The sequence below is a fragment of the Erythrobacter sp. genome, assembly GCF_036351135.1.
Lineage (GTDB): Bacteria > Pseudomonadota > Alphaproteobacteria > Sphingomonadales > Sphingomonadaceae > Erythrobacter.
This window is the reverse complement of sequence record NZ_JAZBON010000027.1, coordinates 344,231-370,066: the sequence shown is the minus strand read 5'-3', so window position 1 is coordinate 370,066 and position 25,836 is coordinate 344,231. Positions and strand designations below refer to the sequence as shown.

At 61.4% G+C, this 25,836-nt stretch carries 24 protein-coding genes, 2 tRNA genes and 4 pseudogenes; 14 read left to right on the top strand and 16 right to left on the bottom strand.

Annotated elements, in window-relative coordinates; translation table 11 throughout:
* Positions 1-58 precede the first annotated feature (58 nt).
* From V2I30_RS11490 to V2I30_RS11440, 11 genes are all read right to left on the bottom strand, one after another.
* Positions 59-301 (bottom strand): hypothetical protein, encoded by a 243-nt coding sequence (locus V2I30_RS11490; protein ID WP_330662291.1) that lies wholly within the window; start codon positions 299-301, stop codon positions 59-61.
* A gap of 361 nt (positions 302-662) precedes the next feature.
* A complete protein-coding gene (locus V2I30_RS11485) occupies positions 663-2,018 on the bottom strand; it encodes an MFS transporter (protein WP_330662290.1) in 1,356 nt (451 codons plus the stop codon).
* Positions 2,015-3,157 carry a sulfatase family protein gene (locus V2I30_RS11480; RefSeq protein ID WP_330662289.1) on the bottom strand — a complete coding sequence of 381 codons (1,143 nt, stop codon included), beginning with the start codon at positions 3,155-3,157 and terminating at the stop codon, positions 2,015-2,017. Before V2I30_RS11480 ends, V2I30_RS11485 begins: the two co-directional genes overlap by 4 nt.
* 3 nt (positions 3,158-3,160) lie before the next feature.
* The gene (locus tag V2I30_RS11475; RefSeq protein WP_330662288.1) at positions 3,161-3,574 is read right to left on the bottom strand and encodes a sulfatase-like hydrolase/transferase; all 414 of its coding nucleotides are present in this window, start codon (positions 3,572-3,574) and stop codon (positions 3,161-3,163) included.
* Between the two features lies 1 nt (position 3,575).
* The gene (locus tag V2I30_RS11470) at positions 3,576-4,406 is read right to left on the bottom strand and encodes a glutathione S-transferase family protein (protein ID WP_330662287.1); all 831 of its coding nucleotides are present in this window, start codon (positions 4,404-4,406) and stop codon (positions 3,576-3,578) included.
* On the bottom strand, positions 4,396-5,283 hold the full coding sequence (locus tag V2I30_RS11465; RefSeq protein WP_330662286.1) for a fumarylacetoacetate hydrolase family protein: 888 nt from the start codon (positions 5,281-5,283) through the stop codon (positions 4,396-4,398). The genes V2I30_RS11470 and V2I30_RS11465 overlap by 11 nt, the downstream gene beginning before the upstream one ends.
* Positions 5,280-6,038 carry a VOC family protein gene (locus V2I30_RS11460; RefSeq protein WP_330662285.1) on the bottom strand — a complete coding sequence of 253 codons (759 nt, stop codon included), beginning with the start codon at positions 6,036-6,038 and terminating at the stop codon, positions 5,280-5,282. Before V2I30_RS11460 ends, V2I30_RS11465 begins: the two co-directional genes overlap by 4 nt.
* Positions 6,035-6,862, bottom strand: a complete 828-nt coding sequence (locus tag V2I30_RS11455; protein ID WP_330662284.1) for a haloalkane dehalogenase — start codon at positions 6,860-6,862, stop codon at positions 6,035-6,037. The genes V2I30_RS11460 and V2I30_RS11455 overlap by 4 nt, the downstream gene beginning before the upstream one ends.
* Before the next feature lie 107 nt (positions 6,863-6,969).
* The gene (locus V2I30_RS11450; protein ID WP_330662283.1) at positions 6,970-7,554 is read right to left on the bottom strand and encodes a TetR/AcrR family transcriptional regulator; all 585 of its coding nucleotides are present in this window, start codon (positions 7,552-7,554) and stop codon (positions 6,970-6,972) included.
* Positions 7,555-7,565: 11 nt separating this feature from the next.
* Positions 7,566-9,077 carry a TonB-dependent receptor domain-containing protein gene (locus V2I30_RS11445; protein ID WP_330662282.1) on the bottom strand — a complete coding sequence of 504 codons (1,512 nt, stop codon included), beginning with the start codon at positions 9,075-9,077 and terminating at the stop codon, positions 7,566-7,568.
* Between the two features lie 83 nt (positions 9,078-9,160).
* Positions 9,161-10,141: a TonB-dependent receptor plug domain-containing protein gene (locus V2I30_RS11440; RefSeq protein ID WP_330662281.1), complete on the bottom strand. Its 981-nt coding sequence runs from the start codon at positions 10,139-10,141 to the stop codon at positions 9,161-9,163.
* Between the two features lie 267 nt (positions 10,142-10,408).
* Here V2I30_RS11440 and V2I30_RS11435 point away from each other — a divergent pair, with 267 nt between their 5' ends.
* The 4 genes and pseudogenes from V2I30_RS11435 to V2I30_RS14925 all read left to right on the top strand — a co-directional run.
* Positions 10,409-10,942, top strand: coding sequence for an alpha/beta fold hydrolase (locus tag V2I30_RS11435; protein ID WP_330662280.1), 534 nt, complete (start codon positions 10,409-10,411; stop codon positions 10,940-10,942).
* A gap of 81 nt (positions 10,943-11,023) precedes the next feature.
* Entirely contained in the window at positions 11,024-11,335 is a 312-nt protein-coding gene (locus V2I30_RS11430; RefSeq protein WP_330662279.1) for an alpha/beta fold hydrolase, read from the top strand.
* Between the two features lie 11 nt (positions 11,336-11,346).
* Positions 11,347-11,907, top strand: coding sequence for a DUF1214 domain-containing protein (locus tag V2I30_RS11425; RefSeq protein ID WP_330662278.1), 561 nt, complete (start codon positions 11,347-11,349; stop codon positions 11,905-11,907).
* A gap of 71 nt (positions 11,908-11,978) precedes the next feature.
* Positions 11,979-12,239, top strand: a pseudogene (locus tag V2I30_RS14925) (DUF1254 domain-containing protein); the annotation flags it as partial.
* Here V2I30_RS14925 and V2I30_RS11420 read toward each other — a convergent pair.
* Together V2I30_RS11420 and V2I30_RS11415 are read right to left on the bottom strand one after the other, a co-directional pair.
* Complete coding sequence (locus tag V2I30_RS11420) at positions 12,215-14,923, bottom strand: DEAD/DEAH box helicase (RefSeq protein WP_442896933.1); 2,709 nt, start codon at positions 14,921-14,923, stop codon at positions 12,215-12,217. The pseudogene V2I30_RS14925 and the gene V2I30_RS11420 sit on opposite strands and share 25 nt — an antisense overlap.
* 363 nt (positions 14,924-15,286) lie before the next feature.
* Complete coding sequence (locus tag V2I30_RS11415) at positions 15,287-16,513, bottom strand: ATP-binding protein (protein WP_330662276.1); 1,227 nt, start codon at positions 16,511-16,513, stop codon at positions 15,287-15,289.
* Between the two features lie 288 nt (positions 16,514-16,801).
* Here V2I30_RS11415 and V2I30_RS11410 point away from each other — a divergent pair.
* From V2I30_RS11410 to V2I30_RS11400, 3 pseudogenes are all read left to right on the top strand, one after another.
* Positions 16,802-17,440: pseudogene (locus tag V2I30_RS11410) on the top strand (DUF932 domain-containing protein); the annotation flags it as partial.
* A 262-nt stretch (positions 17,441-17,702) separates the two neighbouring features.
* Positions 17,703-17,918, top strand: a pseudogene (locus tag V2I30_RS11405) (hypothetical protein); the annotation flags it as partial.
* A pseudogene (locus tag V2I30_RS11400) lies at positions 17,894-18,403 on the top strand (TrbI/VirB10 family protein); the annotation flags it as partial. The pseudogenes V2I30_RS11405 and V2I30_RS11400, both read left to right, overlap by 25 nt.
* 11 nt (positions 18,404-18,414) lie before the next feature.
* On the opposite strand, the gene V2I30_RS11395 reads toward V2I30_RS11400, so the two are convergent.
* On the bottom strand, positions 18,415-18,918 hold the full coding sequence (locus tag V2I30_RS11395) for an FAD-dependent oxidoreductase (RefSeq protein ID WP_330662275.1): 504 nt from the start codon (positions 18,916-18,918) through the stop codon (positions 18,415-18,417).
* Between the two features lie 83 nt (positions 18,919-19,001).
* Between V2I30_RS11395 and V2I30_RS11390 the strand changes: the two genes are divergently transcribed.
* Positions 19,002-19,562, top strand: a complete 561-nt coding sequence (locus V2I30_RS11390) for a TetR/AcrR family transcriptional regulator (protein WP_330662274.1) — start codon at positions 19,002-19,004, stop codon at positions 19,560-19,562.
* 120 nt (positions 19,563-19,682) lie between these two features.
* On the opposite strand, the gene V2I30_RS11385 is transcribed toward V2I30_RS11390, so the two are convergent.
* Positions 19,683-19,759 (bottom strand) — tRNA-Arg (locus V2I30_RS11385).
* A 105-nt stretch (positions 19,760-19,864) separates the two neighbouring features.
* Positions 19,865-19,938, bottom strand: a tRNA-Arg gene (locus V2I30_RS11380).
* Positions 19,939-20,075: 137 nt separating this feature from the next.
* Here V2I30_RS11380 and V2I30_RS11375 point away from each other — a divergent pair.
* The 6 genes from V2I30_RS11375 (at position 20,076) to V2I30_RS11350 (ending at position 25,822) form a co-directional block, all read left to right on the top strand.
* On the top strand, positions 20,076-20,486 hold the full coding sequence (locus V2I30_RS11375) for a hypothetical protein (RefSeq protein ID WP_330662273.1): 411 nt from the start codon (positions 20,076-20,078) through the stop codon (positions 20,484-20,486).
* Positions 20,487-20,663: 177 nt separating this feature from the next.
* Positions 20,664-21,149 carry an MmcB family DNA repair protein gene (locus V2I30_RS11370; RefSeq protein WP_330662272.1) on the top strand — a complete coding sequence of 162 codons (486 nt, stop codon included), beginning with the start codon at positions 20,664-20,666 and terminating at the stop codon, positions 21,147-21,149.
* An 85-nt stretch (positions 21,150-21,234) separates the two neighbouring features.
* Positions 21,235-22,011 carry a sterol desaturase family protein gene (locus V2I30_RS11365; RefSeq protein WP_330662271.1) on the top strand — a complete coding sequence of 259 codons (777 nt, stop codon included), beginning with the start codon at positions 21,235-21,237 and terminating at the stop codon, positions 22,009-22,011.
* A 26-nt stretch (positions 22,012-22,037) separates the two neighbouring features.
* Positions 22,038-22,478, top strand: a complete 441-nt coding sequence (locus V2I30_RS11360) for a DUF2141 domain-containing protein (protein ID WP_330662270.1) — start codon at positions 22,038-22,040, stop codon at positions 22,476-22,478.
* A 199-nt stretch (positions 22,479-22,677) separates the two neighbouring features.
* Positions 22,678-24,570, top strand: a complete 1,893-nt coding sequence (locus V2I30_RS14920) for a PAS domain-containing protein (protein WP_442896927.1) — start codon at positions 22,678-22,680, stop codon at positions 24,568-24,570.
* Positions 24,571-24,667: 97 nt separating this feature from the next.
* On the top strand, positions 24,668-25,822 hold the full coding sequence (locus tag V2I30_RS11350; RefSeq protein WP_330662269.1) for a phosphatase domain-containing protein: 1,155 nt from the start codon (positions 24,668-24,670) through the stop codon (positions 25,820-25,822).
* The last annotated feature ends 14 nt before the right edge of the window (positions 25,823-25,836 follow it).

Genomic DNA, 25,836 nt, shown 5'->3' with positions numbered 1-25,836 from the left:
CCCGGTGGACAATTAAGTCACCTTTGTCGGGCAGCCATGAAGCCGACAGCGTACCCCCCTAGGTGAGTGCTTGGGGCGTATTCAGGAGGATTGCGGTATCGACATAGGTCCACAATTGTCCGTCATCGATGCGCGCATGTTGATCGAGCAGGAGAATGGCCGTGCCGGAATTTGCGGCATCCGCATCGAGTTCGATTTCATCGATCCAATCGGGCGCAGCGTCATACAACACCACTTCGCCAGCACTTAGCGAAGTCGCCGATATGAACGCCGTTACGCCAGCAATTTTTCGGTGAAGCATCGAGCCTGTTCCCAGAGAAGCGGACTTCACCAAACGCAATATCGGAATACGAACAAGCCGTCCTCTCAAATGAGTTTACATGAAACAATTTTCGAAAAAGTGATGGTAGGGCAACATTTTCAAATCTCCGGCGCGGCGCGGGCTGTGAACGATCACAGGATGAAGATGCCGGTCTTCAATGCAAACTCTCCCCGAACCGCGATCGTAAAGTCGGCCACCGCGAAAGCTGCATTTCCGATGAAAGTGAAAGCGTCCTCTTCGCCGCCCGCAACGGCATCTACGCCCGAAAGGTCAAGCGTGTCGCCCTCCTCTGGATTGAAGTCCTGAATGAGGTCCGCGAGGCTGCTCTGCTTTAGCCAGATCAGGTAAGGCTTCGCTTCAGCCGGCCATGTTCGGCGTGTGTGAGATCCCATCCTCGAAGAAGGACGAGCACCACGAGCGCGCCGACTATGGGCATCAAGGTCATCGTCAGCAAAATGCCAGTTTGAGTCGCGGGGGACTGAACGGCGACCCCTTGCATGAAACCCGCAGAGCCGAGCGACAGGCCCACGAGCCCCGAACCCAGTCCATTCCCGAGCTTGAGCGCAAAGGTGAAACAGCCGAATACCGGTGCTTCGACCCGCTGGCCCGACGAAGCCTGTCCCGCTTCGACGACGTCGGGGAGCAGCGCCATCGTCATCACGTTGATCCCGCCGGTCGCGATGCCGACCAGGGCGACGACGGCGAGCCGCGCGGCGCCGCCTCCCGCGGGCAACAGTAGAAACGCCGCAAGACTCAGCGACAGGCAAAAATGCGCGGCGCGAAGCAGGTCCGCTTTTTCCAGTCGGCGACCGGCTGCACCCCAGAACGGAATGGATAGGGCTACGCAAAGAGTGAATATGATAAGCGCGGTCGAGCCCCAATCGTCCTCGCCGACGACATAGCGGCCATAATAAAGGAGCGATTTCGCGAATGCCGGGAGCAAAAGCATCCCGATCGCTCCGGCAGCGATCAAGACAAGAAGATAGCGATTGCCCACCAGGCTTCGGCTGATATCGCCCAGCGAGAAAGGGGAGGCCGCGCTCGGCGCATCCGCGCTCGCGTCGAGCCGCCTGAAGAAGAACGCGTTCTGCCACAGCAGCAGCGTCGCGATAACTGCGCCCGCCACCGCGAAACCAGCGAATGAGAGGGTTTCCCCGCCCGAATCGCCAGCGGAAAGCATCGGCCGAGTGGCGACGGCGATCAGCACCATACCAACTGCATTGAAGAACATCTTCGAACCTGCGAGCACCGAACGAACGCGGCTATCCTGTGTCGAGCGCGCCAACAGCGCATTGTGCGGCACGATGACGACGGTCAGCAAGGTGCGAAAGAGGACCGCCGTCCCCAACGCAGCCCAGGCCGCCAGCGATCCCGCAAAGCCGGGATCGGTGAAGAAAAGCACGAAGGACAGCCCGCAAAACGGCGTGGCCAGAGCGAGGTAAGGGACATATTTGCCGAACTGCGTCCAGGTCTTGTCCGCCAACACCCCGAACAGAGGATCGGTCACCGCATCCCACACCATCGGTGCCAGGATGACCAGGCCTGCCGTCGTGGGATCGAGGCCGATGATCTCGGTCAGAAAGAACAGCCACAACAGGTTCGGCGCATGGATGAAAATCGCGGTGCCGAGTTCGCCCAGACCATAGGACAGAATGTGTCCGCGGGTCAGCGAACGGGGTTGTACCGTGGCCTTCACGCTTGCGCTTTGGCTTTGATACCGGGCCTGGTCTCGCCGATCATTGCATATGCGAGCCGTTCCATCATGGCCGAGCGCAGCGATGCCGCGGCCGGATCGTCCCACAGATTGCGCATTTCGTGCGGGTCGTTTTCGAGATCGTAGAGTTCCCCCACCGGCTCGTTGGCATGATGGACGGTAAGGCGCGCGTTCCGGGTGACGACGGTGCGCATGTCGATCGGTTGCGATGTTGCGGGGTCGGGGAACATCTGTTCCTCTTCGACCAGCGCGAAATCACGCACCGCGCCGCCGCTGCCGTCCAGCAAGGGCGCAAGGTCGCGGCCGGCAATGCCGTAATGCGGGCGCAGTCCCATCAGACCGATCAGTGTGGGACAGACGTCTAGCGACGATGCCAGCGCATCGGTGCGGCCGGCAGCGATGCCCGGTCCGGACACGAATAGCGGCACGCGCAAACAGGCCTGGTAGTGCAGGCTGACTTTCAGCATCAGGCCGTGGTCGCCGAACATGTCGCCATGATCGGATGTGAAGACGACGATCGTATCGCGATCCTTGCCGCTGGCGCGTAGGGCGTCGAGGATGCGGCCGACCGCATCGTCGATCATCGTGATCATCCCGTATTCGGCGGCAGCCATCTTGCGAAACTGTTCTTCGGTTGGGCTGAAGGGCACCATCAGGCCAGGGCCATCGCCGCGTTTCGAGGCGATCTGGCGATAGCTGCTCAGGGATGTTTCGTGCGTGTCCCAGAATGTCTCGGGCAATTCGATATCGGCCGGATCGTACATGTCGTAATAGCGACCGGCCGGCGTGAACGGGTGATGCGGATCGGGAAAGCTCACCTTCAGCAGGAAGGGATCCGGAGAATCCGCCGCATCTTCGAGAAAGGCGATCGCCTCATCCTGGACATAGGTGGTCGGATAAAGCTCTTCGGGCATCGAGGTCTGCCAGACCTGTTGGGTGCCGGTATCGGGCGTGAGCGCTACCGCACGCCCCTGCATGGTGGCCGGATCGACGCCTTTGTCGATCAGCCATTGGTAATAATGGCCCGAGCACAGATCCGAATGATAGATCGTCAATCGGGTGTGGTCGAAACCGTAGAAGTCTTGCGGGAACTCGATCGGCGCCTCGCGCCAGCGCTCCATCCGCTAGTAATCGTCCCAACCGCTCGGCCAGCCGCTTCGCTCGGCATCGGCGGGAGGATCGTCTCCGAAAATGCGCTGAATGACTTCGTGCGCATCGTTCATGATCTGCAAGTGCGATTTGCCGATCATGGCGGTGCGATACCCCGCCTCTCTCGCGACGCGAGCATAGGTGTTGGCGCCCCAGTCGAGGCTAAGGCCGTTGAAGCGCACGCCGTGATCGGACGGCATCCGGCCCGTCATCAGCGTCGCGCGATTGGGCATGCAGATCGGGTTGGCGACATAAGCCCGGTCGAACACCATGCCGCGGCTAGCAAGCGCATCGAGGTTCGGCGTCCTGACGATGCGATTGCCGCCGAAGCCGGTGTGATCGGCGCGGTGCTGGTCGGTCATGATGACGAGGATGTTCGGACGGCTCATATCAGGCCGCTTCCGCTGCCGGATCGCGCAATTGCCGCAGACGCGCAGCAGCCGCCTCGGCATGCGAGCGGATCGCGGCCACCCGCTCGGGCTTTTCGACGGATTTGATGGCTGCTTCGTAGCTCGGTCTGTTGCTCAGTCGCTCCCACCACGCGGCGACTGCCAGGCGATCAGCCCATAGACTGGACAGCCCAAGCATATTGAGCCGGTGGAGATAGGGCGTCCAGGCCGCATCGGCGAGCGAGTAGTCGCCGACGAGATAATCCGTGCGGGCCAGTGCGCGATCAAGCTGCTCGAGCGTCGCATCGATAGCGGCAAGCGCGATGCCGACGCCTGGAAATTCCAAACCCTGTTCGAGCATTCCGGCCCGGGCGACCCGCTCCATCGAATCGCGCGCGGCGTCGAGCATCTTTTGTCCGCCACCGGGCAAAGCGAGATATTCGTGCCGGAACGCGATGGTGAAGGAGAGCACGCCGACCATCGCGTGCACCTTGTCATCCAGGAGCTTAACATATTCGCGCATCTGCGCGCGCGATGCGGGATCGGTCGGCCGCAGCGGGGGCTTTGGAAAAGCATCGTCGAGATATTCGATGATGATGGACGATTCCGTCACCACCGCTTCGCCTCCTTTCGCTCCCGTATCGACCAGGGTGGGTACGACGCCTTTTGGATTGAGTTTTCGATAGGCCGGCTCGCGCTGATCCCCCCTTCGAAGATCGAGGGGACGGTCCTTCCAGGCGAGGTCTTTCTCGGCCAGGACGAGGCGGACTTTCTGCGCGCAGGTCGAGATGTCGTTGTGATAAAGCGTCAGGCGCGATCCATCATCGGTCATTGGCCGTTCCCCCCTTGACCGGCGCTTCCTCCGGCTCGAACCGGTTTTCTATTTTTCCCAATCCCTCGATCTCGCACGAAACGATATCGCCGGGTTGCAGGAACACCATCGGATCCATCGCCGCGCCGATGCCGCCGGGCGTGCCGGTGAAGATCAGATCACCCGGCTCGAGCGTCATGGCCGCGGAGAGGTGTTCGATCTGTCGATAGACGTCGAACAGAAGATGCCTGGTGTTGGAGGACTGGCGAACCTCGCCGTTCACCTTGCACACGATGTCCAGCGCGTGCGGGTCGAGTTCGTCCCCTGCGCGCGTGATCCACGGGCCGATCGGTCCATGCGTATCGAACGACTTGCCGAGCGACCATTGCGGGACGCGGTGCTGCCAGTGCCGCTCCGTCACGTCATTGCCCACGCAATAGCCGAAAACGACCGATGGAGCGTCTTCGTAGGAGACGTGCTTGCAGGTCTCGCCGATGACCGCGACGAGCTCCGCTTCGTAATCGACATAGGCAGAGACCGCGGGGATTTGCAGCACGTCGCGCGGTCCGGCGATGGACGTGACCGCCTTGGTAAACCACACCTGTTCCGCAGGCGTTTCGAGCCCGCTTTCCTCGATGTGATCCTGATAGTTGAGCGCAATGGCCCAGACCTTGCCGGGGCGACGGACGGGCGCGGCGAGCGACACGGAATTGAGGGCCATGGGATCGCCCAGAAGGTTGGGCAGGGACTGCTCGACCTCTTCGATGCGCGAAATGAGATCGATCATAGGATCGGGTCCGGATGCGAAGTCGCGCCGGATCGGTCGGAGCTGTTCGCCCTCGACCACGCCGAGCGCAATACCTTCATCGTCGTGAAAAGCGGCGAATTTCTGCATCATCGGTTCCCCGCCATCGGGTGAGGAGGGCCCCAGGCATGATCGCGCTTCGCCTCGAGCAGGTGTTCGTGCCCGGCCATCAGGCTGTCTATGTCGCGCACTTCGAAAGCGGCATGTTCGAACCGCGCCTTTCCATCCGGACTTTGCATCAGGAACACGCTGTGATGGTCCGCCGGGCTGGGCCCGCGGTCGCATCGCAGGAAGGCGCCGATCAGGGTCGAACCGTCGGGCGTTTCGACCTCATCCGATGCCAGTAGGCCGAACGTATCCTGATAAAACGCGCTAGATGCCTGAAAATCGCCGACTTGCAGCACGATATGGCCAAGGCGCATGATATGTGCGGGGCCGCGCGGCGGCGCATAGCGACCGGTGCCGCGATCGAACCGACCGCCTTCGTTGCGCGCTATGCCCGCATCCTGGCTCGCACTCTCGCGCACCACCGCGCGTATCTCCCAGCCGTCGGGATCGCGCAACGCGGCGCAGCGCGTACCGCGGTCGTCGGCCCGCTTGGCACCGGACGCTTCGAGTCGATCGAGATCGCCCTCGCCCGGGACGCGCAAGCCGAAGCCGAGGAAGCGCGCATCTCCGGCCTCCGCGCGATAGGCAGGTGTGCCATCGCCCACGACGCCGATCAGGCGATCGCCCTCATGCTCAACCGCGAAGCCGAAATCGCTTAAGAATGCGGATTGCGCGCCGAGGTCCGGAACGCGGAAGCGCACGTGATCGAGATCGATCGCCTTTGTCGAAGGCGCGCTCATGAATGTGCGACCTGCTTCACGGGATTGTCCGCGACAAATGCCAGCAGGGCGCGGCTCAACTCCTCGGGCGCGTCTTCCTGAATGAAATGATGTCCTTGCGACAACGAGCCGTGTTTCTGACCGCGCGCGCCCGGAATGTGCTCCTGAAGTTTCCTGTCCCAGCCCGCGGTCACCGCGTCGCGCTCGCCGAACATGGTCAGGAACGGGCGGTCGAAATGGCTCAATCGCTCCCATGCCACCCGGTTGTCCGCGGCGCCCGGATCGTCGCGCTCGACCGGGACGAGGGACGGAAACACGCGCGCCGCAGCCTTGTGCTTGCGGCTGGGAAAGGGGGCCTCGTATGCGGCCAATTCGGCGCGCGACAGCTCCCTCGTCGATGCCCGCTGCAGCACCTTGCTGATCGGCATGACGGGCGACCATTTCGCGATCCGTTGCCACCGCATGAACGCGTCGGACATGCCGTCGCCCAGCGGCAGACCGGAATTGGCGACCATGACCCTGGCAAATCGTTCGGGCTCGGCAGCCACCAGCCGCAAACCGATCAGCCCGCCCCAATCCTGGCAGAACAAGGTGATGTTCGTAAGATCGAGCTTGGCGAGGAAGCGCTGCATCCACAGCACGTTTCGCGCATAGCTGTAATCGGATTTGCGCGCCGGCTTGTCGGACTTTCCGAACCCGATGAGGTCGGGCGCGATGACGCGCAGCCCGCCAGCCACCAGCAGCGGTATCATGTGGCGATAGAGGTAGGACCAGCTCGGCTCGCCGTGCATCAGCAGCGCGATCTCGCCGCCTCGCGGCCCCTCGTCCACATAGTGCTGACGCATCTTGCCCAAGACCCCTGGTCTTCGATATCGATGTAATTGGGCGCGAAGGGATAATCGGGGAGATCGGCGAACCGCTCATCCGGCGTTCGAAGGACCCGCGTCATGTCTTAATCCTCCACCTTGCCGTTGGTGATGCGGAGCCGGATCGCGACCAGCTCGTCGATCAAGTCCTCCCGCGCCATGCGATCGCGATTGTCGAGCCACCAGCTGATGATATCGCTCATCAAGCCGTGCTCCGCCCGCGCGACCAATTCCGCATTGACACCGGGGCGATAGGTCGATCGTTCGAGACCGCGTCGCAGACCCGCTGCGCGCTGCTTGACGAACAGCTCGGAAATATCGTGTTCGACCATGCGGCGCGCGCCGTGATCGCGAAGCGCGACACGGATCATCTCGGAATTCTCGGCCGTGAAATTCACGATGATCTCGACGTCGCGGCGATGTTCTTCGCGCGCGTCGTTCGATCGGCCCTCGACCTCGCGCAGCAACCGCGCGAGGGTTTCATAGGTCTCCTGAAGAAAGCCGGCGACCAGTTCCGATTTGTTACGATAGAAATTGTAGAACGTGCCGTTGGCAAGCCCTGCGTCCCGGCAAATCTCGGCGATCGACACGGAATCGACGCCGCGTTCGGCAAACAGTCGCAGCGCAGTTTCGCGTATCCGGTCGCGGGAATCGGTTAGCGCTTCGGTCATCGAGCCTCTCTTCAAAATGCCTGGGTAAGGGCGACGTAGACGATGCGTCCGCGTGGATCGCCGACCAGTGGATCGTATCCGCCCCGATCGAAAACAAAAGGCGGATCCTCATCGGTCAGGTTGATGACGCCGAGCCGCAGCTCCGAATCGCGATCCAAGATCAGGCCGTCCAAGGACAGCGCATATTGCAGGTCGAAAGTCGTCAGACTGTCGATCCGGGCATCGTTGTTGAGATCGTCGCGATAGCTGTCGGTGTAGCGCGTTATCGCGGTGACGCGGTGCCTCCCGGTGCTCCATCCGAGGCTCAGATTGGCCCTGATCTGCGGTGTGGGCCGAGTGAAGCTGCCGACATTGCGACTGCCGAGCCGGTCCACGCTCGGCGCGCCCGGAGTTTCCGCCACGTCGAACGAGGTGAGGATCGTACCCGAAAGGTCGAGATCGAACCGTCCCAGCCGGTCCGTGTCCAACGTATAGCCCATTGCGATGTCGAAGCCGTCGGTTTCGATGCTGCCCGCATTGACGAAGTCGACTTCGATCTGTGCGATCTGTCCGGTCTGCGGATTGACCGAAAGACCTTCGGCCACCGGGACGAAGACGCCCGGCGCGGCTTGAACGCATTGTGCGCCCGCGGCGACGGCCTCCGGGCTTTCGCGTGTGATCACGCCGTCATAATCGTAGCGGAAGAAATCGACCGAGGCGCGAAGTCCTCCCGGTTGACGATAGGCGAAACCGCCGGAGAACGAGAACGAATCTTCCGGATCGAGATCGGCATTGCCCCGCGTGACGATCGAGGTCGCGCCGCGTTGTCCGGTACAGGGGTTCACGATCGGCGCGACCTGATTGGTCGTACCGCCCGTTTGCAGCGGGGTCGGGGCGCGGAATGCGGTTCCGGCCGATGCGCGCAGGACGAGATCTTCGACAACTTCAGCCGTTACCGCGACCTGCGGGTCGAGCGAACTGCCGATCCCGTCGCTGTAATCCTCGTATCGCAGAGCCGCCTGCACATCGATTGCCGGACCGACGGGGACCTGCGTTTCCGCGAATACGGAAATCGCGCTGATCGATTGCTCGTCGAAATCGTCGATCGGAAACAGGAATACCAGATTGCCCGGCTCGTTCAGGCGATCATCGGCATCGAAGGATGACCGATTGACGCGATATTGCATGCCGGTGGCGAAGCCGACCGGTCCGGATGCGGTCTCGAAAGCGGTGCCCGTGATCGTGCCTTCCGCCGTGGTCAGCGAGGATGCGAAATCGATCGGCACCTGCGTGGTGATCCGATCAACGATTCCCGGGTCGTTGGCAAGCGCGGGATCGGTGATCGACGTGCCGAACACGGCGAAGTCGTTCCGCACCGTGGTCGTACCGGGCAGGAAGAATTCGTCGGCCAGCAGATCGCTGAAGACGATGCGGAAATCGTTCTCGGCATGGACGGCGGAAAGCGAGAAGAGCGGCCCGTCGTCAAGCTCGTAGGAAAGGCCGCCGGCAAAGCGGAACGTCTCGCTGTCCGAGACTTCCTCCACCGTGCCTGCCTCCGTGCCGAGTGGCCTCCCGACGAATATGGCCGGCGCACCGAAGGGATTGAAGGCGTTGACGGGCGAAACGATTATGGAACCCGACGCACCCGCTCCGGGCAGCGAGGGAGGCTTGCCTTGCTCTCGGAATAGGACGCTTCGAGAAACGCGCCGAACCCGCCCGGTCCTTCGTGGCGCAGATCGGCCCACAGGGCGACGCGCTCCTCCGAGGGCACCAATGCGAACTGGTCGCGCGTCGACACCTGGCAAAAGCCGCCGCCCGGTGTCTGGATCGGGTTCCCGCCCGCCGCGGTGCAGGACGGATCGACCAGCGGCACCCTGACGGGCGCACCGGCGAAAGCGGGGTTTTGCGGCGGTGCCAAGAGAACGAAGCTGCCCGGCTTGGCGGTGGCGATCTCGATCTCCGTCCCCCGCCCGGTGAATTCGCGATCGGTGAAGCGCAGTTCGGAGCGGTCGAAATAGGTCCCGGCCAGAGTGAGGCGGGTGGTGTCGCTGCCGAAACCGGCAAGGAAATTGAGCGTGATATCTTCCTGGCTGTCTTCGGTCGTCGTCTGGAATTGTCCGTCGAACTCGATCCCGTCGAAATCCTGCCGGGTAACGAAATTGACCACACCGGCGACCGCATCCGAGCCGTAGATCGCGGAGGCGCCGGTCTTCACCACTTCGGCCCGTTGGATGAGGCTGAGCGGTATCTGATTGATATCGACGAACTGGCTGCCGTCATTGGCGAAGGTGCCGCTGAAGGTCATGCGCCGATTGTTGATGAGGACGAGCGTGGCGCCGAGGCCGAGCCCGCGCAGGTTGATCTGCGCCGTGCCAAGCGTGTTGTTCTGCGTGAAGGACGCGACATTCGCTTCGCTCCCGTAGTTCGCCGGAATGTTGCGGACGAGATCGGTAATCGTCGCAAAGCCGGCCTCCTTGATTTCGGCCTCGGTAAAGACGTCAACCGGCGCCTTCGCCTGAAACTGCTCGCCACGCAGGCTGGTGCCGGTGACAATGATGACGCTCTCGTCCCCCTCGCCGTCGACCGTCGTATCCTGTGCCTGGGCCACAGAAGCTGTTGCCATAGCCAGAAAGCCCACCGACGCGCGAAAGCGTGAATACACCATAATTTCCTCCCCACGAGACGCTCATATTCGATATGAGTCTTCTCTCATCCTATATGAGATATCTCTCATAGCGCACCGTCAAGTCCAATTCTCTCCAAGCTTGTTGTGCAACGCAGCGAAGAATCGGTCTTGACTATCGATATGCTGGCCAAGAAACTTGCAAACAACGATTAAACGAGGGAAAGGACTGTCTTGGCGAGGTCAGAAAGCATGTCGTGGCCGAACGCGACCCTAACCGAGGGCGCCGTGGACAAGCCCGGTTCGACGGAAACTCTCTACGGCTGCACCTTCACACATCGCTACGCCGAGGCCGGGGGCCTGACGTGGCACGCCGCGACCGCGGGAGGCGAAGGCCCGGTGGTCCTGTTCCTGCATGGATATCCGGAAAGCTGGTATGCGTGGCACCACCAGATGGCGTTTCTCTCGGCGTCATATCGCTGCATCGCGCTCGATCTTCCGGGCTACCGGCAGTCGGAAAAGCCGGACGTCAACGCATTCGATTACGACTACGCGAATGTCGCCGGAAGCGTTGCGGCCCTGCTCGATGCCCTGTCCATTCAAGTGTTTCTGCTCGTCGCGCATGATCGGGGTGCGGTCATCGCTGATCATTTGTGCGCGGTCCCCGGCTTTGGGGACAGAATCATCAAATATGTGAGGATGCAGCAATTGGGCTGCGTGCCCCATGGCGAGCCGCGACCGCCGCATGCACTGTTCCGATCCGATGCGGCCGTCGCCGCCTTCTAGGACCCGGCAAACGTCGTCCAGGACGCCTATGTCCGCAACCCCATCGTCGCGCATCGCCCCTCCGAGGCCGATCTCGTCCGCATGGTGCGTGAGCTTGGCTATTCCGGCGTCGCGCAGGGGGCGGCGGCGAGTTTCCAGTCGGCCGATTTCGATGCAGAGCATGCGGACCGTATGAACGGGCTGTTCGATGCGATGACGATGCCGGTCCTGTTCCTGCAAGGCGCGCTCGATCACGGACAAAAGCCGGTGGAATATGCCGAGATCACCAAGCATGTGACCAATGGAACATTGCAGTTCGTTGATGCCGGGCACTTCCTGCATCTCGAGCGGCCGGATATCGTGTCACAGGCGATCCACGCTTTCCTCACCCACCATCCGCTTTCCGCCGATTGAGGGGCCGGGCGGTGTGGCAAACAATTGCGCGATATGCCGTATGTACGCTCGGCGGGCTTGTCGGCGGCGCATTCGGCGCCTGGAGCCTGGTTAGCAGCGGTCTGTTCAATGGCGATCCGATCGGGCCATGGACCACCGGTGTTGATTACGGCTCAGCCGACGCCTCTGCGCTCACCCGGGCGGCGGTCGCGCTTCACGGGATCCTCGCCCTGCCGGCCAGCGAAGCGCGGTATTTCGAAGCGGATACCGACAGCGCGGGCCGCCCACTATCAGGCGATTGCACCTATCGGATAAGCGGTTCCGATCTGGCCGGAGCATGGTGGAGCATCACCGCCTACAATTCCGACGGTTTCCTGATCGAGAACCCGGCCCGGCGCTATTCCGTCCCGAACAGGCTCGCTTCGCCTAACGGCGGGGACTGGTCCATCACCGTCAGCGCCGACGATACCGGCTCTTTAAGACTGCCTGTTGCGCGAGGTGAGCCGTTCAGCCTCGTGCTTCGCCTCTACGTTTCCGAAGATGCCGCCAATCCAAGGTTGCCAAGTATCGAGCGGCGGGAGTGCGTTACTTGAAGCTTTGGATCCGCCCTCTTATCGCCGGAATTGTGGTGGCCGTCGCGGCGTTTGCCATCACCATCGTCGCGATGCCTCAAGCGCTGATGTATGTCGCCGCTTCGCGCATTGGCGACCAGGGGCCGAATGTCATGAAGCACAATCCGCTGAAGATGCCCGAGAATTTGGAGATTGTCCGACCTGCCGCCGACCCACTGTACAATTCTTGCATCATCGACCTCTCCGCCGGCCCGGTAGAGGCCTCCATACCGTCGAGCCCTGCGCCATACTGGTCGCTATCCATCTTCGACCGCAATACCGATGTGGCTTACGTCAGGAGCAACCTGCAAACCGGCGCCGCACCCCTGTCGATCCTCGTGGCTACGCCGGAGCAGGACATGCCGGATACCTGTGCGGTGTGCTCCCGGCCTTCCAGCCCCCAATATGCGCTCCGCCCCAACTCGAGATCATTCGCAATGGAGAGATACAGGTTATGAAAATACTCATTTCCCCGCGCAGCCACGTCCCGTAGCGCTGCCCCTGGCACGAGCCTGACAGCCGACGGCGTAAGCCGCCAGCCCATGACATTTGTGTCGATCTCGACGGGAACAACGAGACCTTCATCGGAAAGAAGTTCGAGAAGGCGCCCGAGGAAATCCAGGTAGTCATTTTTGCCCAGTTTTGTTCCGATGACGCTATTCTTGTTGATCAGTCTGGCTCTACGAGAATTATGACCCGCGCGGAGTAGCGTTTGTTCTTCGCGCAGGCTGACCACGCCCTTGCCAGGTGCGCGCTGAACCAGCGCAGACCTCCCTCGAGGCTTTTCCTTACTGTCGATGGCCCAGGGCGAACGGAGCAGCGATCTGGATTTCTGCGCCACACCGTCGAGCACCGCGAGGTCGAGCGACTCTGTGTTGACAGCAAGACCGGCGAGCATTGCGCTGAGCAGTTCCTTGAGGAGTTGTTGCCGTTGGTCGGCGGAGACTTCTCCCAGTTCCGGCAGCACAGCCATCATTCGTTCGCGGTCGTTGGCAACTTCCTCAAGACCAACAAATTGCACATCAATCAGATTGAGAACTGAGAGGCTGGGATTCGTGTACCGCCATCCGCGACGGAGATCTGTCCAGACTCGACGGGCAAGCACTTTGGCGAGGGCGCGCTGTGCATCCTCACGAATGACAGCGCCCGCAGATGGATCCAGCATCCAATGAACACGCGCGCCTGCATTGGATGAGACGAAGCCAAGCGCCTTGACGACCCTGAGGCCGAATTCATCCTCACTCAGGCCGTCATGGCCATCGTCAAGTATTGCCCGCAATATGGCGCCGCGCAAAAGGCTGACAAAAAGAAAGTCATTGAAATGACCGGACTGAAGCGCTGCGTCTTGCCGGTTATCCGTAAATCCGAGAAGCTTTCGCTTCGTATCCGGAACGCCACTCTCGGCCGAATTCATCCATTCTAGGGCGCTCGACACCAATAGCGTCGTCGCAGAGCTACGGCCTTCACCCGATAACCCAGCAAGTTTGCTGCGCTCCCGCATGCCCTGATTAGGTTCATCCTGACAGCAAAGGCAGAATGCGAATTTGCTCGGCACAAAGAAGAACGCCCGGCCGCCTGAACTGTGACGTCCATCGGGTTCAACAAAAAACGAAATAGGAGCACGCGCTCTGCGATAGGACCGCAACCGCTCCACGCCATTGCGTTCCTCAAGCCAGCTTTCGGGAAACGTGCTCAGGTCTCCGTTGAATACAAAATCGGCGTCGCCTTCTGGCACGGGGCAGAGATAACCAGCAACTTCAGAACCGTCTTCTGACTCAAGCGGAGTATCATCAATGCCTCGCGGCAGAAATCTCGTATGGCCGTCATCGTCAGTCTTCGTAACGACATGATACTCGTGACCGCAGTTTCTGCAGAAACGCGTTGGGTAGAGTCGGTTGCCGGGTGCGTTTGGATCCTCCAGCTGCCCTTCAAACAGGACGGTTCGCGGATTTTTTGTCAGCGTCGTGAAGACCTCACCAGCGCCGGAGATAAAGCGGTGAAGTTTGAACGCGAGAAATGCCCGCTCTCCGGTTCCTCCTCTGTCACACTCCGGGAGGCTGACCTTGGTCAGGAAATCCTGGAGAACACTTTTGCAAATCTCAGAGCTTGAGCCGCTGTCTGCGGCCAGGCGATCAACCGCACTTTGGAAAGGTACCGGCTTTTGTCTTTTGAGTTCGAGCCCATCATCAAGACCAAGAGCAAGCTCGGTCCAGACCGCTAATGGATGCGTTCTGAGTGTCTGATCATCCAAAACATCCGGAACGCCGTCAGCAAGAGCCGATGGCAAAGCAGAAATAGCTTCTGCCAAACTGATATTGTCACTCGTAGCACGCTGAAGGGACTCATCAATAACGGCATCGGGACCGATATCCGCGCCGAACAAACGGGAGGCGACTTTTGCCACGGCAACAGCTCTGCTTTCATCTGATCCCTCGGATGCCATCGTGGCCGAAGTACCGATGCATACAGGCGCCCTGTCGGGTGCGCATCTGTCTCGAAGTCGCCGGACAAGAACGGCAACGTCTGCACCTTGTCGTCCCCGGTAGGTATGCAACTCATCCAGAATAATGAATTCCAAGCCGCTTGCATTCTCGACCACTTGTGCGTCAAGCTTATCCTGACGCGTCAGAAGGAGTTCAGCCATCATATAGTTTGTCAGAAGTATATCCGGTGGATTGGCCGCAATCTTCTGGCGCTCTTCCTGACTTTCCTGTCCGGTATATCGCTTGATCACTGGGCGCATATTTTCCGGAAGGCCCGACTGGCTGATGAATTTGTCGATCTCCTTCAACTGGCTATTTGCAAGCGCGTTCATCGGATAAACGATGATCGCCCTTGTTCTTCTTGGTTGTCCTGCGCGCAAGGCCCGGATAATCGCGTCCACCACCGGCACAAAAAAGCACATGGACTTTCCCGATCCTGTGCCGGTCGTCACGACATAACTCTTGCCCGCTTTCGCTTTTGCGATTGCTTCGGCTTGATGCCGATAGAACGTCATAGGAGCGTCGCCGAAACGAAACACCTTGCCCGTGGCGTCATCCAAATCGCCCGACTCTACAAGTTCATCGATATTCTTGTCCGACCGATAGCGGGGATTGAGTGACAACAATGCCTCGGGCCAGAAACGCCCTTCGTCATACTGGCGATCAATTTCAGACCTCAGATCCTCCGATCGAATTGAGGTGAAGGAGCGTGAGAACTGCTCATAGATTGTTATAAGGTGCTGGTCGAATTCAAAGGCTTTCATTTTTTACTGCGCCCCCCCATGAGAAAGAATTTCTTTTTGATATTTCCCTTTCTTTTGGCGGAGAATGGCAATGATTTTTTTTACGGTCCGTTCTGACCTGTTCGCAGGGCACATTCATTTTGACGACCATAAGCACGAGAGTGGAACTGCACGCATATTTTCTGCGAATGGAACGACTTGATCATGGTCATAGAGGACGACCCCCTGAACGAACCGATCTCCACATGCCTCTGCGAGTCTGCGAATTCCCGAAAAATCGCCTGCTGACACTGTGGCCGATGACTTCACTTCGACACCGACAACTTCTCCGCGCCTGTTTTCGATCACAACGTCGACTTCATTCTTATCCTTGTCTCTAAAATGGGAGAATGAAAACCTCTGTTCGTTCCAGGTGGCTATCTTCTGTAATTCGCTGAAGACGAATGTTTCCAAGATTGCACCGAATGACGTTTTGTCCTTGCGGACAACATCTGGGGAAATATCGCGCAGTGCAGCAAGTAAGCCCGCATCCAAGAAATGAAGCTTCGGTGATTTCGTTAGACGTTTCAGCTTATTGGTAAACCAAGGTTGCAGGGTTTGAACAATAAACAGGCTCTCGAAAACGCGGACATATTTCTGCGTCGTCACATGATTGAGACTTATTGCGCCACCAACGCCGGAATAGTTCACAAGTTGCCCGGAATGCTCGGCCAAAATGCTGAGTAGCTTTGGCATGATCGCGAGCTGTTCGATCTGTGCAATATCACGAACGTCGCGTTGAACGAGTGCGTCCACATAACCATGATACCAGTCTTGCCTACGAGCCCATCTTCGGCGATCAAGTGCCTCGGGATAACCGCCAGCTAGAACCATCTCGATAAGATCGTCACCAATTATTGTGGTCTCGACCGTTGGCGCAGCGCCATTGAATGCGTTGTCCAGAAACGTCGACTTCGCACCCTGTATCTCTGAGCGAGAAAGAGGAAGGAGCTTCACCACCTCCATTCTGCCGGCAAGAGAATCGGCTACCTTGGGGACCGTCATAAGGTTGGCAGAGCCAGTGAGAAGGAACCGGCCTGGGCTCTTGTCTTTGTCTACCTCTGCCTTGATAGACAACAGTAGCTCCGGGGCACGTTGGATCTCGTCTATGACCGCCCGTTCAAGGCCGCGCAGAAATCCCACAGGATCCTCGGTTGCGGCCGTCATGACAGTCGCATCGTCTAGGGTGAAGAATGGGATATCGTCGGCAGCTATGTCGGTCGCCAACGTCGTTTTTCCGGACTGTCTGGGTCCTGATATCAGCACAACGCGTGTATCAGTCAGCGCCTCCTGAATTCTGTCCTTCACAAATCGATCGTACATTCACGGCCCTTTACTTTCGACCGGATGAAAGTACGCATGCGACCATCTGAAAGTCAACGGATGACTGATTGAAAGTGATGAGCCGACCGTTTGAAACTCACACGCAGGATCGCTCTAGGCTCCTAGAGGGGAAAGCCTTCCCCTGCGGTCGAGCCTTTAGTCTCGTCCGACCCCTTCTGCGGGGAGACCCCGCAACGCCCCTTTAGAGCAAGAGGCCTGCGGCTGTTGCCTTGACGGGTTTGGAGGTCGAGAGAGAGGCTCTCGGACCGCCCGTTATGGAGATCAGCCATGACAGCGATTGAGATCATAAACGGTCGTCCCGAAAGCGGCGGCTACAAGGTGGATGTGTCCCGCGGTGGGCACAATGGGCGTGTGTCGTCCGAATGGTTTTCCCGCCCCGATGACGAGAAGTACCTCTCGCTCTCGGACCTCTACGCTTCGGTGAAGGGCCGCGCCGAGCAGAGCCAGACGCGGACGGTCGAGAGCGCGGCAATCCGGGTCGAAGCCCATCGCGACGATCCGGAGAAGCTCGCGCTCGTTCTGCCCGATGCGGACGCACCCGTCGCGCCCACACATTGGAGCTTCGGACAGCTTGCAAGCCTCGTCGGCGCGCCGGCAGCCTATCTGCGTCAGCTTACGGCGCCGCTCGCGGGCATCAACCTGCAATACGGCCTCACCAACCACCGCGCCGAACAGGTGAAGACGATGGAAGTCGCCAATGGCCGAACGGAACTGCGCGCCGTCACCGGCCCTGACTATGGCCGGATCTACGATCACGAACTCGTTTCCGCCGTCCAGCGCATTGCAGGCGACGGTGTCGGAGACACGCGCTGGAAAGTGCCGGGCGTGCTCGACTGGTCGACGGGCATCTACAACCCGATGGTCGATGTCACCAAGGACACGACCACGCTCTACGCCTCGGATCGCCACGGAGCCGCACCTGACGGCCTTCTCGAGAGGGGCGAGCCGGAGCGGAACCCGCCCGGTCCGGCAATGGCTGCGGCGACACCGTTTTCCGCCGCCGAGCGGAGCTCGGCTTTGCATCGCGATCCAAAACGGCACCGCCTCCGCCATCCTCCGCTATCGCTCCGGTCCCTCTGGTGAGGGATGCAGGCCCGGTCGCGTCCCGCTTTCCGTCGCCCATGAAGGCCGCGCGAGGCGCGGTCAGCGACAACGAGGCCTATCGCCCATGACCCAGCAAAAACCCGACACACGGTCCGCCACAGCCCTCGTCCTCGACGAGTTGCAACTCTTCGGACATCGCCCTTTCGCCGACGAGCCCGATCCGCGGCCACTGCCAGACGCCAGCACTGTCGAAGGCGCGATCGCGGATATCTTCGACGCCCTGGTCGTCGCTCTCGGCGACACGCGGCTCGAACCCGATCTCGAAGACCTGCTCTGGTCACGGCACAGGTCACCGCCAATGTCTACGACAGCCCGACCGACCAGTTCCTGCTGATCCCGCAAGGCGCGCGCCTCCTCGGTGAATATGATAGCCGCGTGGAAACCGGTCAGCGGCGAGTTTTTTTAGCGTGGACCCGATTGATCCTATCCGATGGACGCTCCATCGTCCTCGAACGCCAGCCCGGGACGGATCAAGCCGGATACAGCGGTCTCGAAGACGGTGTGGACAATCACTGGGGCCAGCTGTTCCGTGCCGCCGGGCTCGCCACGATCCTCAATATCGGCTTTGAGACTGGCGAGGATGGCGGCGACGAGATAGCCGAGGCGATCCGCGACGGTACTCAGGACACCATCGGGCGAGCCGGCGAGGCCGTCGTGCAACGCCAGTTGAACATCCCGCCGACGCTCACGATCCGGCCGGGCTTCCCGGTGCGCGTAATGGTGACGCGCGACCTGATTCTCGAACCGCAAGGAGACCTACGTTGAGCAAGTTGAAGCTAGGAAACATCCGGGACGACACCATCCGCGCCCAGCACCGTGCGTGCTCTGACGGTCTCTTCCCCGCTCGGGCCGGTTAGCCGAGTAACGGCTAGGTCATCTTCAATCGCGATCGAAGTTGCACGCATTCCTCTTTCGACTGTGATGCCTTCCTCTGTGAGAGCGTCTTCCAGCATCCGTTCCGAGTCCGCCTGGCTCTGGACGAGCATGAACGGATAGGTCTCGTCGACCTCGTCCAGCCTTAACGTTGCTAGGACGCGGCCGTGCCGACGCAGGTTTAGCCGCTTCATCCGTCGGCCATTTTCGAGGAAGCGATCCGTAACCCCTGTCGACTCCAGAAGCTGCAAAGTGCGCACGTTCACACCAAAAGCCTTGGAATAAGGGGAGATCGTCTCTGCTTTATCGATGATGCGCGGGCGGTGCCCCTTTCGCGCCAGAAACAGAGCGGTCGCCAGCCCGGTAGGACCTGCGCCCACGATAAGCAGATCGGTGTTCTCAGCCATGATCGCCTCATTGAAAGTGTGTGCTAACAATAAGAATGTTAGCGTCTGCTGTCAATGATGGTCGATACGCGTTATCTAGGGTTATGCCTGCGCCAATCGATGAGAACACGATCCTCGAAGCAGCCCTTTCCGTTTGGCGAGAGCACGGCTTTCGCAACGCGACGACGCGTAAGGTCGCCGAGCGCGCCGGGATTGGTGAAGTCACATTGTTTCGGCGTTTCTCCGACAAGTCAGCACTCTTCGGAGCGGCGCTGGCGACTCAAGCCGATGCGTTCAGCGCCGTCGCCAAAGAGTATACGGGCGATCTCGTCGCTGACCTGTCAAACATCGTCGATGCCTATGCGCAGCTTCTGGAGACGAACGGGGCGATTGTGCTCGACTTTCTGATCGAAGCACGGCGCAACGAACATTTGAAGGCAATTGCCCCCATACCGATGGCCGCAATCATGCAGGTGGCCGCCGTTGTCCAGAGGTACCAGAGTGATGGTAAGCTGAGGACGACCGACCCCTTTGGTCTTGTCCTCTCCCTCCTGGGCCCTCTGATCGTTCGGCACGCCGTGGCTCAAGCCCAGCCCATGATTTCCGCGCGTCAGCCTACTGAAGACTATGTTGAGATGTGGTTGGCAGGGCACCAAGCGAGCTGAGCAGACGCTCAAGACGAAAGCTCAACAATGCGAACTTCTAAACATGCTTACGCGAAACTCCCGCGTAAGCACTGCGCTGAAAAAAACGCTCATCACAATGCATTGAAAAATAAAGAAAAATGGCGCACCCGAGAGGATTCGAACCTCTGGCCTCCGCCTTCGGAGGGCGGCGCTCTATCCAGCTGAGCTACGGGTGCATGCCGTTCGCGAGATGCTTACGCCATGCTTACGCGAGATTTTTGGCTCCTTGAAGAGCGAATCCGATATTCGCCCAAGCCGTTTTTTAGTCACTTCTTTCTTCCAGCACCCAAAGCAATCACCAGACTTGACATCCGCCTTCGGAGGGCAGCGCTCTATCCAGCTGAGCTACGGGTGCATGCCGGTGGGCGTCTGACAAGCATTGGCGGCGGCGGAACGCAAGCCTTTTGCGCGGCGGCGGCGATTTATCCGCTCCGCCGGGCGGGTCGGCGGGTTTAACCAATCGGCAACAGCTGTGCGGATAGGCAGGCTGTCATGTCCGCTCTTCCTCCCGATGAAATCCGCGTCATGCGCGAACTCGCCGATGACGGCGCGGTCCTGGGCACAGCGGCTCCGGATTGCGATGACGACGCGCTCGCCTATCGCTGGCGCACGATCCATGCACGGGCCACCCGCATCGCCGCGCTCGCCGCGCTTTCGGGCGAACCCTATGCCGGCGCGATCGCCCGCTTTCCCGACGCTATCGCCGAGGCCGATCCACGGCGGCGCGAGCTGGCTGACAGGGCGGTGCATGATCTGGGCGCGCTGCTTTTGTCGGGCATGAAGGCGCTCGACGCGCTCGCGGCGCGGGAACAGGATTGCTGCGCGCCGGCGCTGTCGCTGTGGCGGGAATATTACCAGCTGCGCGAGGCGATCCTGCGGATGGCAGAGCCCGTCCCCGCCTGAGCGCGCCCCTTCCCCTCAATCCCCGTTGCGAGCCCGCTTGACGGCGTTCGTGCTTCGTTCCAAGTTTGGCCTATGGACGAAAGCGCATATGTCATTCGCGATTCGCACGGCACCGGCCAATCGCAGCCCGCCCCAAATCCTGGCCCGAACTCCGTCCCGATGGGGGAATCATCGGCGATGCTGATCTGCGCGGAGGAGGCGGCAGATCCCGTGGCGGGCGAGGTCGCGCGCGGGATCAGGCGGCTGTTTGCCCGCAACAACATCTGGTGCGTCGAGGAAATGCCGCTCGGCAACGGGCGCCGTGCCGATCTCGCCGGGATCGATGCGCGCGGACAGGTGGTGATCGTCGAGATCAAGGTCGCGCGCGGCGATCTGCTGGGCGACGGCAAATGGCCCGATTATCTCTCGTTCTGCGATCGGTTCTACTGGGGCGTGCCGCCCGGGCTCGACCGCGCGCCGCTCGAGACGCCCGGGTTCGAACCGGAGAAATGCGGCGTAATCGTCGCGGATGGCTACGACGCGCAGATCGTGCGCCAGGCCCCGCTCGAGCCGCTGGCCGCCGCGCGGCGCAAGAAGGTCATCGAAAGTCTCGCGAGGACGGCGATGCGACGCATCACGACGCTTGCCGATCCGCTGTGCCTGGACGTCGCCGGCGCGCAGTAAGGCGCTTTCAGGCGCGCAAAATATCCGTCCCGACGCTTTTGCCGCTATCGTTTTGCCGGGCCATCGGCCATAGATCGCTGAGACGATGGTTCCCGGCGACACCCCCTTCTGGCTCGCATTCATCCTGATCGGCGCGTTGATGAGCCTGATGCTCGCGCTGCGCTACCTTGCGTCGAGCGCGCTGTTCGCGTGGATTACGCAGCTCGCGCGGCCCGGCCTCTATGCCGGGCAGGAACGTCAGATCGCGCGTGAGATCCGCTATTCGCTGATCGCGGCGGTCATCTACGGCGCGCCGACGGGCATTATCTACTGGCTCTGGTGGTATCACGGCTGGACCAAGCTCTACACCGACTGGAACACCTATCCGCTGTGGTATCTGCCGGTCTCGGCGCTAATATTCTTTTTCGTGCAGGACACCTGGTTCTACTGGACGCACCGGGCGATGCATCGCTGGCCGCGCCTGTTCCGCCTGACCCATGCGCTTCATCACGAAAGCAGACCGCCGACCGCGTGGAGCGCGATGAGCTTCCACCCGCTCGAAAGCGTTAGCGGCGCGATCGTCATGCCGATCCTCGTCTTCGTGGTGCCGATCCATATCGCCATGCTCGGCTTCGTCTTCGCGGTCGCGACGGTGCAGGCGATCACCAACCATCTGGGCTGGGAGATCCATTCGCACCGCCTCGTTCATTCGCCGTTGGGACGTTGGCTGATAACGGCCAGCCATCACGAGCGGCATCACGAGGAATATCGATGCAATTTCGGGTTGTATTTCCGGTTCTGGGACAGGCTGTGCGGGACCGATCGCGGATTGTCGCGCCGGATGGAGGCACGCGGCAGCCCGCTGGCCGATCCGGCGGAGTGAGGCCGGTGGTTTCGTCGCGGGCGCGGGTGGCGCCAAGGGCTCTGGCCGCCGCGCTGGCTGCAAGCACATTGGTCGCGGCCGCCCCGGCTGCGGCGGGCAGCGTCACCATCAAGGTCACCGATCTGCGCAACACGCAGGGCAAGATTCGCGCCTGCATGACGCGGGTGGAAAGCATCTTCCCGCGCTGCATCAAGGATCCCGCCTCGCACCGCGCGAATGTCGATGCAGCCGAAGGCCTCACCATCCGCTTCGACAATGTCGAGCCGGGCGAATACGCCATCGCGCTGCTCCATGACGAGAACGCCAACGGCAAGGCGGACCGGGTGCTCGGCATGGCGCCCAAAGAAGGTTATGGCTTCTCGCGCGATGCGCCGGTGCGCATGGCGCCGCCGGCCTGGAAGGATGCGGTGTTTCCTGTGGGCGAGCGTTCGCGCACGATGACCATTCGGATGCGCTACTTCCTTTAAAGCTGCATAGCCGCAGACGCCCCGCCCCTGCCCCTCATTTGACCGACCCCGCGCCCTCGCCGGATCGTGCGTTTGTACCCTGCGCTCGCGTCTGCGCATTTTCCCCGCCCACTTAACGCATTGTTTACCACGTAGCGTCAGAACCGGCACCGCAAAGACCGAATATCGGCACGATTTATCAGGGGGCACCGGCCTGAATATGGATACTCTGCGCGGACCTTTCGACGGCGGCACCCCGGCCGGGGACGCATCCGGCTGGAACGAGGAGCCGGGCGCGCCGCTCGCAGACGATATCGACGGCGCGGACGAACAGGACGGCCCTGAAAACGCGCGCGACCTTCCCCCGGAGGCGATCGGCCAGGACGAGCGCCGGATGCAGGTGCGCGCCTACAATCACTGGGCGAGCTTGCTGGGCGATCATGACTTCCCCTCGATCGAGGATTTGGAGCCTGCGGATCTGCCCGATTTCGGCCCGCATTCGGTGCTGCTCGACTTCTCGACCGGGATCGAGGATCCGGTGGTCCAATATCTCGGCGACGCGCTGGGCGAGGAATGCCTTGGCGCGGATAGGTCGAGGGCCTCGCAGATCGAGCGGCTTTCCGACGTGCCGCCGCGCTCGTTGCTAAGCCGGATCACCGATCATTACATGCAGATCCTCGCCAACCAGGCGCCGATCGGGTTCGAGGCGGAATTCGTCAACGAACGCGGAACCAGCGTGCTTTATCGCGGCATCCTGCTCCCCTTTTCCAGCGATCGTGAGACGATCGACTTCGTCTATGGCGTCATCAACTGGAAAGAGATGGCCGACGCGGCGACCGCGGACGAGCTGCTGCTCGCGATCGATCAAGCGATCGACGACGAGGACGTGGACGCGGATGCGGACGGGGCCGAGGAAGCGCCGCCGCGCCGCGCCGACCCGGTGACCGAATGGGCGGATTCGCCCGCGCATGAAGAGCCCGCGGACGAGCAAGCCGCCGGACATGAGGACGGCGCCGAGGTCCCTGTTGAAGCCGACCACAACGCCCGCGGCGAAAACGACAATGTCGCCTATCTCGATGCCCGGGATCGCGCCGACGAGGACGCCTCGCCGCTCGATCTCTCCCCGAATAGTGCCGTCGAAAACCCTTCGCACGCAAACGGCTCGAACGGGGATCACGCCGACGGGGCGCACGGCAACGACTTACCCATGCCCGACTTCGGAAAATACGGCCTCGACGATTACGATGACGAGGATGAGGACGAGTACGGGGACGGGGACGGTGAAGAAACGGGCCGTGACAGTGCCGCCTACAGCTTCGCTTCGCTCGCCGACTATATCGAGGCGCCGGCCAAGAAGGCGCTCGATCTCGATGCCGAGCAGTTCGATCCCGACGATTACCGGGTCGAGGACAGCGCGGGCGAGCCCGAAGCTGCTGCTCCGTCGCCAGTTGCTCCATCTGCTGCGGTGCCGATCGCCGAGCCGGTCGAGCCGGAACCTTTCGACGCACAGGCCGGCCTGCACGACTGTCTCGCCGCCGCGCGTGCGCTCGCGCAGAATGTCCGGGTCAGCGAGGATCGCACCCGTCAGGCGCTCTACGAAGCGGTCGGGCGCGCCTACGACGTCTCGCTCGCCGCATCGGCCGAACCCGACGCCTATGCCGAGCTGATCGCCGAGAACGGTCTGACCATGCAGGACCGCGCGCCGATGACGCCGGTGGTCAAGCTTGTCTTCGGGCAGGATTACGACAAGACCCGGCTCACCGAATATGCCGCCGTCCTCACCCACGCCCACCGGATGAACCTCGAACGCGGCGCGCTCGCCGATTATCTGCGCGAAGCCGATGGCGGGCTGAAGGGCGTGGTCGCGGCCGAACGCCGCCTGCGCCGCGAGGAAGCGGGCGAGACGGTCGAGGACGAGGGCGACGTGCGCGCCCAGCTCGCCGCCAAGCTGCGCGAGCTCGAAGAGATGATGTTCGACGCCATTTCGGCGGAGGGTCCGGAATTCTCGCTCGTCATGCTGCGCCGCGATGGGGCGGGCAACGTGGCGCTGATCGGCGAGATCGACGACGATGTCGCGCTGATCGAACGCGCAGGCAAGAAGCTCGTCGGCTGAGGCCTCGTTCGGGGCCGCAACGGGACGCACAGGCGCCCTGTATGGCCCGTCAATAAGGCTTGGACTCGGCGGAAACGCGGGTTAATTGCCTGTATTCATGCTTCGTTCGCTGTTTTCCCGAAGCGCGCCCGTCCGCGTCCAGCCCTTTTTCGGCTTCCGAAACGGCGAACGCCTGTTCCTGAACGCCCGCGCCATCCGCGCCGCCGAACCCAGCTTCGCCCGGCAGGGCTTCTGGGGCAACTTTCGTACGATGCTCAGCCAGTATGCCAGCCGCGAGGTTGCGGATCTGCCGGTGACGCTCGAATATCACTGCGGCGAGAACGCGCTCATTTCAGAGCGCGTCGTCAGCGATGCGGAAGGTTTCGTGCGCTTCGACCTCAGGATCGACCCCGCCTGCCCACCGCCCGATCGCACGCGCTGGGAAAAGGCGGTGCTGCGCTGGGAAGAGCCGGGGGAGGAGGGCAAGCAGGCGGGCACGCCGCGCGAGGCCAGCGCCTACATCCTGACGCCGGGCGAGCAGACGCGGACCGGGATCATCTCGGATATCGACGACACGATCCTGGAGACCGGGATCACCGGCAATGTCCGCCAGATCGCGCGCAACTGGAAAAGGGTGATGACGACGATGCCGTCCGAGCGCGCCATCGTGCCGCATGCGCGCGATTTCTACGCGGCGATCGGCGGCGATCCCGCCCAGGACACGGGGGCGGCGGGCGAAACGCGCGGTCCGCGGGCAAGGGTGCGTCCGGTCTTCTACGTCTCTTCGAGCCCGTGGAACCTGTTTTCCTACCTCGTCGCCTTCAAACGGCAGCGCAATCTGCCGCTCGGGCCGGTGATGCTGCGCGACTGGGGGTTCAATCGCAAGACGCTGGGCAGCGAGGGGCATGGCAGCCACAAGGAAGCGGCGATCGCGCGCATTCTCGACATGTTTCCGCATCTGCGCTTCGCCCTGATCGGCGACGACTCGCAAAAGGACATGGTCGCCTTCGGCAATATCGCCGCCCAGCGTAGCGGGCGGATCGCGGCGATCTTCATCCGCGCGGTGAGCGGGGAGCCGCTGTCGGACAAGGAAATCGAGGCGAGGAAACGGATCGAGAAAGCCGACGTGCCGTTCTGGACCGGCGACGATTATCGCGCGGCAACCGAGTTCCTCCTCGCCTCGGGACTGGAGCTGGAAGGCGGGGTCGAACCGCTGGTGCGCACCGCGAGCGAAGGCACCGCCGAAGAGCCGAAGGACAGCGCCGCGGCGTAAAGGCGGGCGTGCCG

Excerpts from the sequence above, each read along its gene's own strand:
- V2I30_RS11450 (WP_330662283.1), bottom strand. The coding sequence starts at position 7,554 with ATGACCGAAGCGCTAACCGATTCCCGCGACCGGATACGCGAAACTGCG.
- V2I30_RS11465 (WP_330662286.1), bottom strand. The coding sequence starts at position 5,283 with ATGATGCAGAAATTCGCCGCTTTTCACGACGATGAAGGTATTGCGCTC.
- V2I30_RS11435 (WP_330662280.1), top strand. The coding sequence starts at position 10,409 with ATGTCGTGGCCGAACGCGACCCTAACCGAGGGCGCCGTGGACAAGCCC.
- V2I30_RS11455 (WP_330662284.1), bottom strand. The coding sequence starts at position 6,862 with ATGCGTCAGCACTATGTGGACGAGGGGCCGCGAGGCGGCGAGATCGCG.
- V2I30_RS11370 (WP_330662272.1), top strand. The coding sequence starts at position 20,664 with ATGCTGATCTGCGCGGAGGAGGCGGCAGATCCCGTGGCGGGCGAGGTC.
- V2I30_RS11480 (WP_330662289.1), bottom strand. The coding sequence starts at position 3,157 with ATGGAGCGCTGGCGCGAGGCGCCGATCGAGTTCCCGCAAGACTTCTAC.
- V2I30_RS11490 (WP_330662291.1), bottom strand. The coding sequence starts at position 301 with ATGCTTCACCGAAAAATTGCTGGCGTAACGGCGTTCATATCGGCGACT.
- V2I30_RS11395 (WP_330662275.1), bottom strand. The coding sequence starts at position 18,918 with ATGGCTGAGAACACCGATCTGCTTATCGTGGGCGCAGGTCCTACCGGG.
- V2I30_RS11470 (WP_330662287.1), bottom strand. The coding sequence starts at position 4,406 with ATGACCGATGATGGATCGCGCCTGACGCTTTATCACAACGACATCTCG.
- V2I30_RS11415 (WP_330662276.1), bottom strand. The coding sequence starts at position 16,513 with ATGTACGATCGATTTGTGAAGGACAGAATTCAGGAGGCGCTGACTGAT.
- V2I30_RS11390 (WP_330662274.1), top strand. The coding sequence starts at position 19,002 with ATGCCTGCGCCAATCGATGAGAACACGATCCTCGAAGCAGCCCTTTCC.
- V2I30_RS11475 (WP_330662288.1), bottom strand. The coding sequence starts at position 3,574 with ATGAGCCGTCCGAACATCCTCGTCATCATGACCGACCAGCACCGCGCC.
- V2I30_RS11460 (WP_330662285.1), bottom strand. The coding sequence starts at position 6,038 with ATGAGCGCGCCTTCGACAAAGGCGATCGATCTCGATCACGTGCGCTTC.
- V2I30_RS11420 (WP_442896933.1), bottom strand. The coding sequence starts at position 14,923 with ATGACGTTCTATCGGCATCAAGCCGAAGCAATCGCAAAAGCGAAAGCG.
- V2I30_RS11365 (WP_330662271.1), top strand. The coding sequence starts at position 21,235 with ATGGTTCCCGGCGACACCCCCTTCTGGCTCGCATTCATCCTGATCGGC.
- V2I30_RS14920 (WP_442896927.1), top strand. The coding sequence starts at position 22,678 with ATGGATACTCTGCGCGGACCTTTCGACGGCGGCACCCCGGCCGGGGAC.
- V2I30_RS11350 (WP_330662269.1), top strand. The coding sequence starts at position 24,668 with ATGCTTCGTTCGCTGTTTTCCCGAAGCGCGCCCGTCCGCGTCCAGCCC.
- V2I30_RS11430 (WP_330662279.1), top strand. The coding sequence starts at position 11,024 with ATGGTGCGTGAGCTTGGCTATTCCGGCGTCGCGCAGGGGGCGGCGGCG.
- V2I30_RS11375 (WP_330662273.1), top strand. The coding sequence starts at position 20,076 with ATGTCCGCTCTTCCTCCCGATGAAATCCGCGTCATGCGCGAACTCGCC.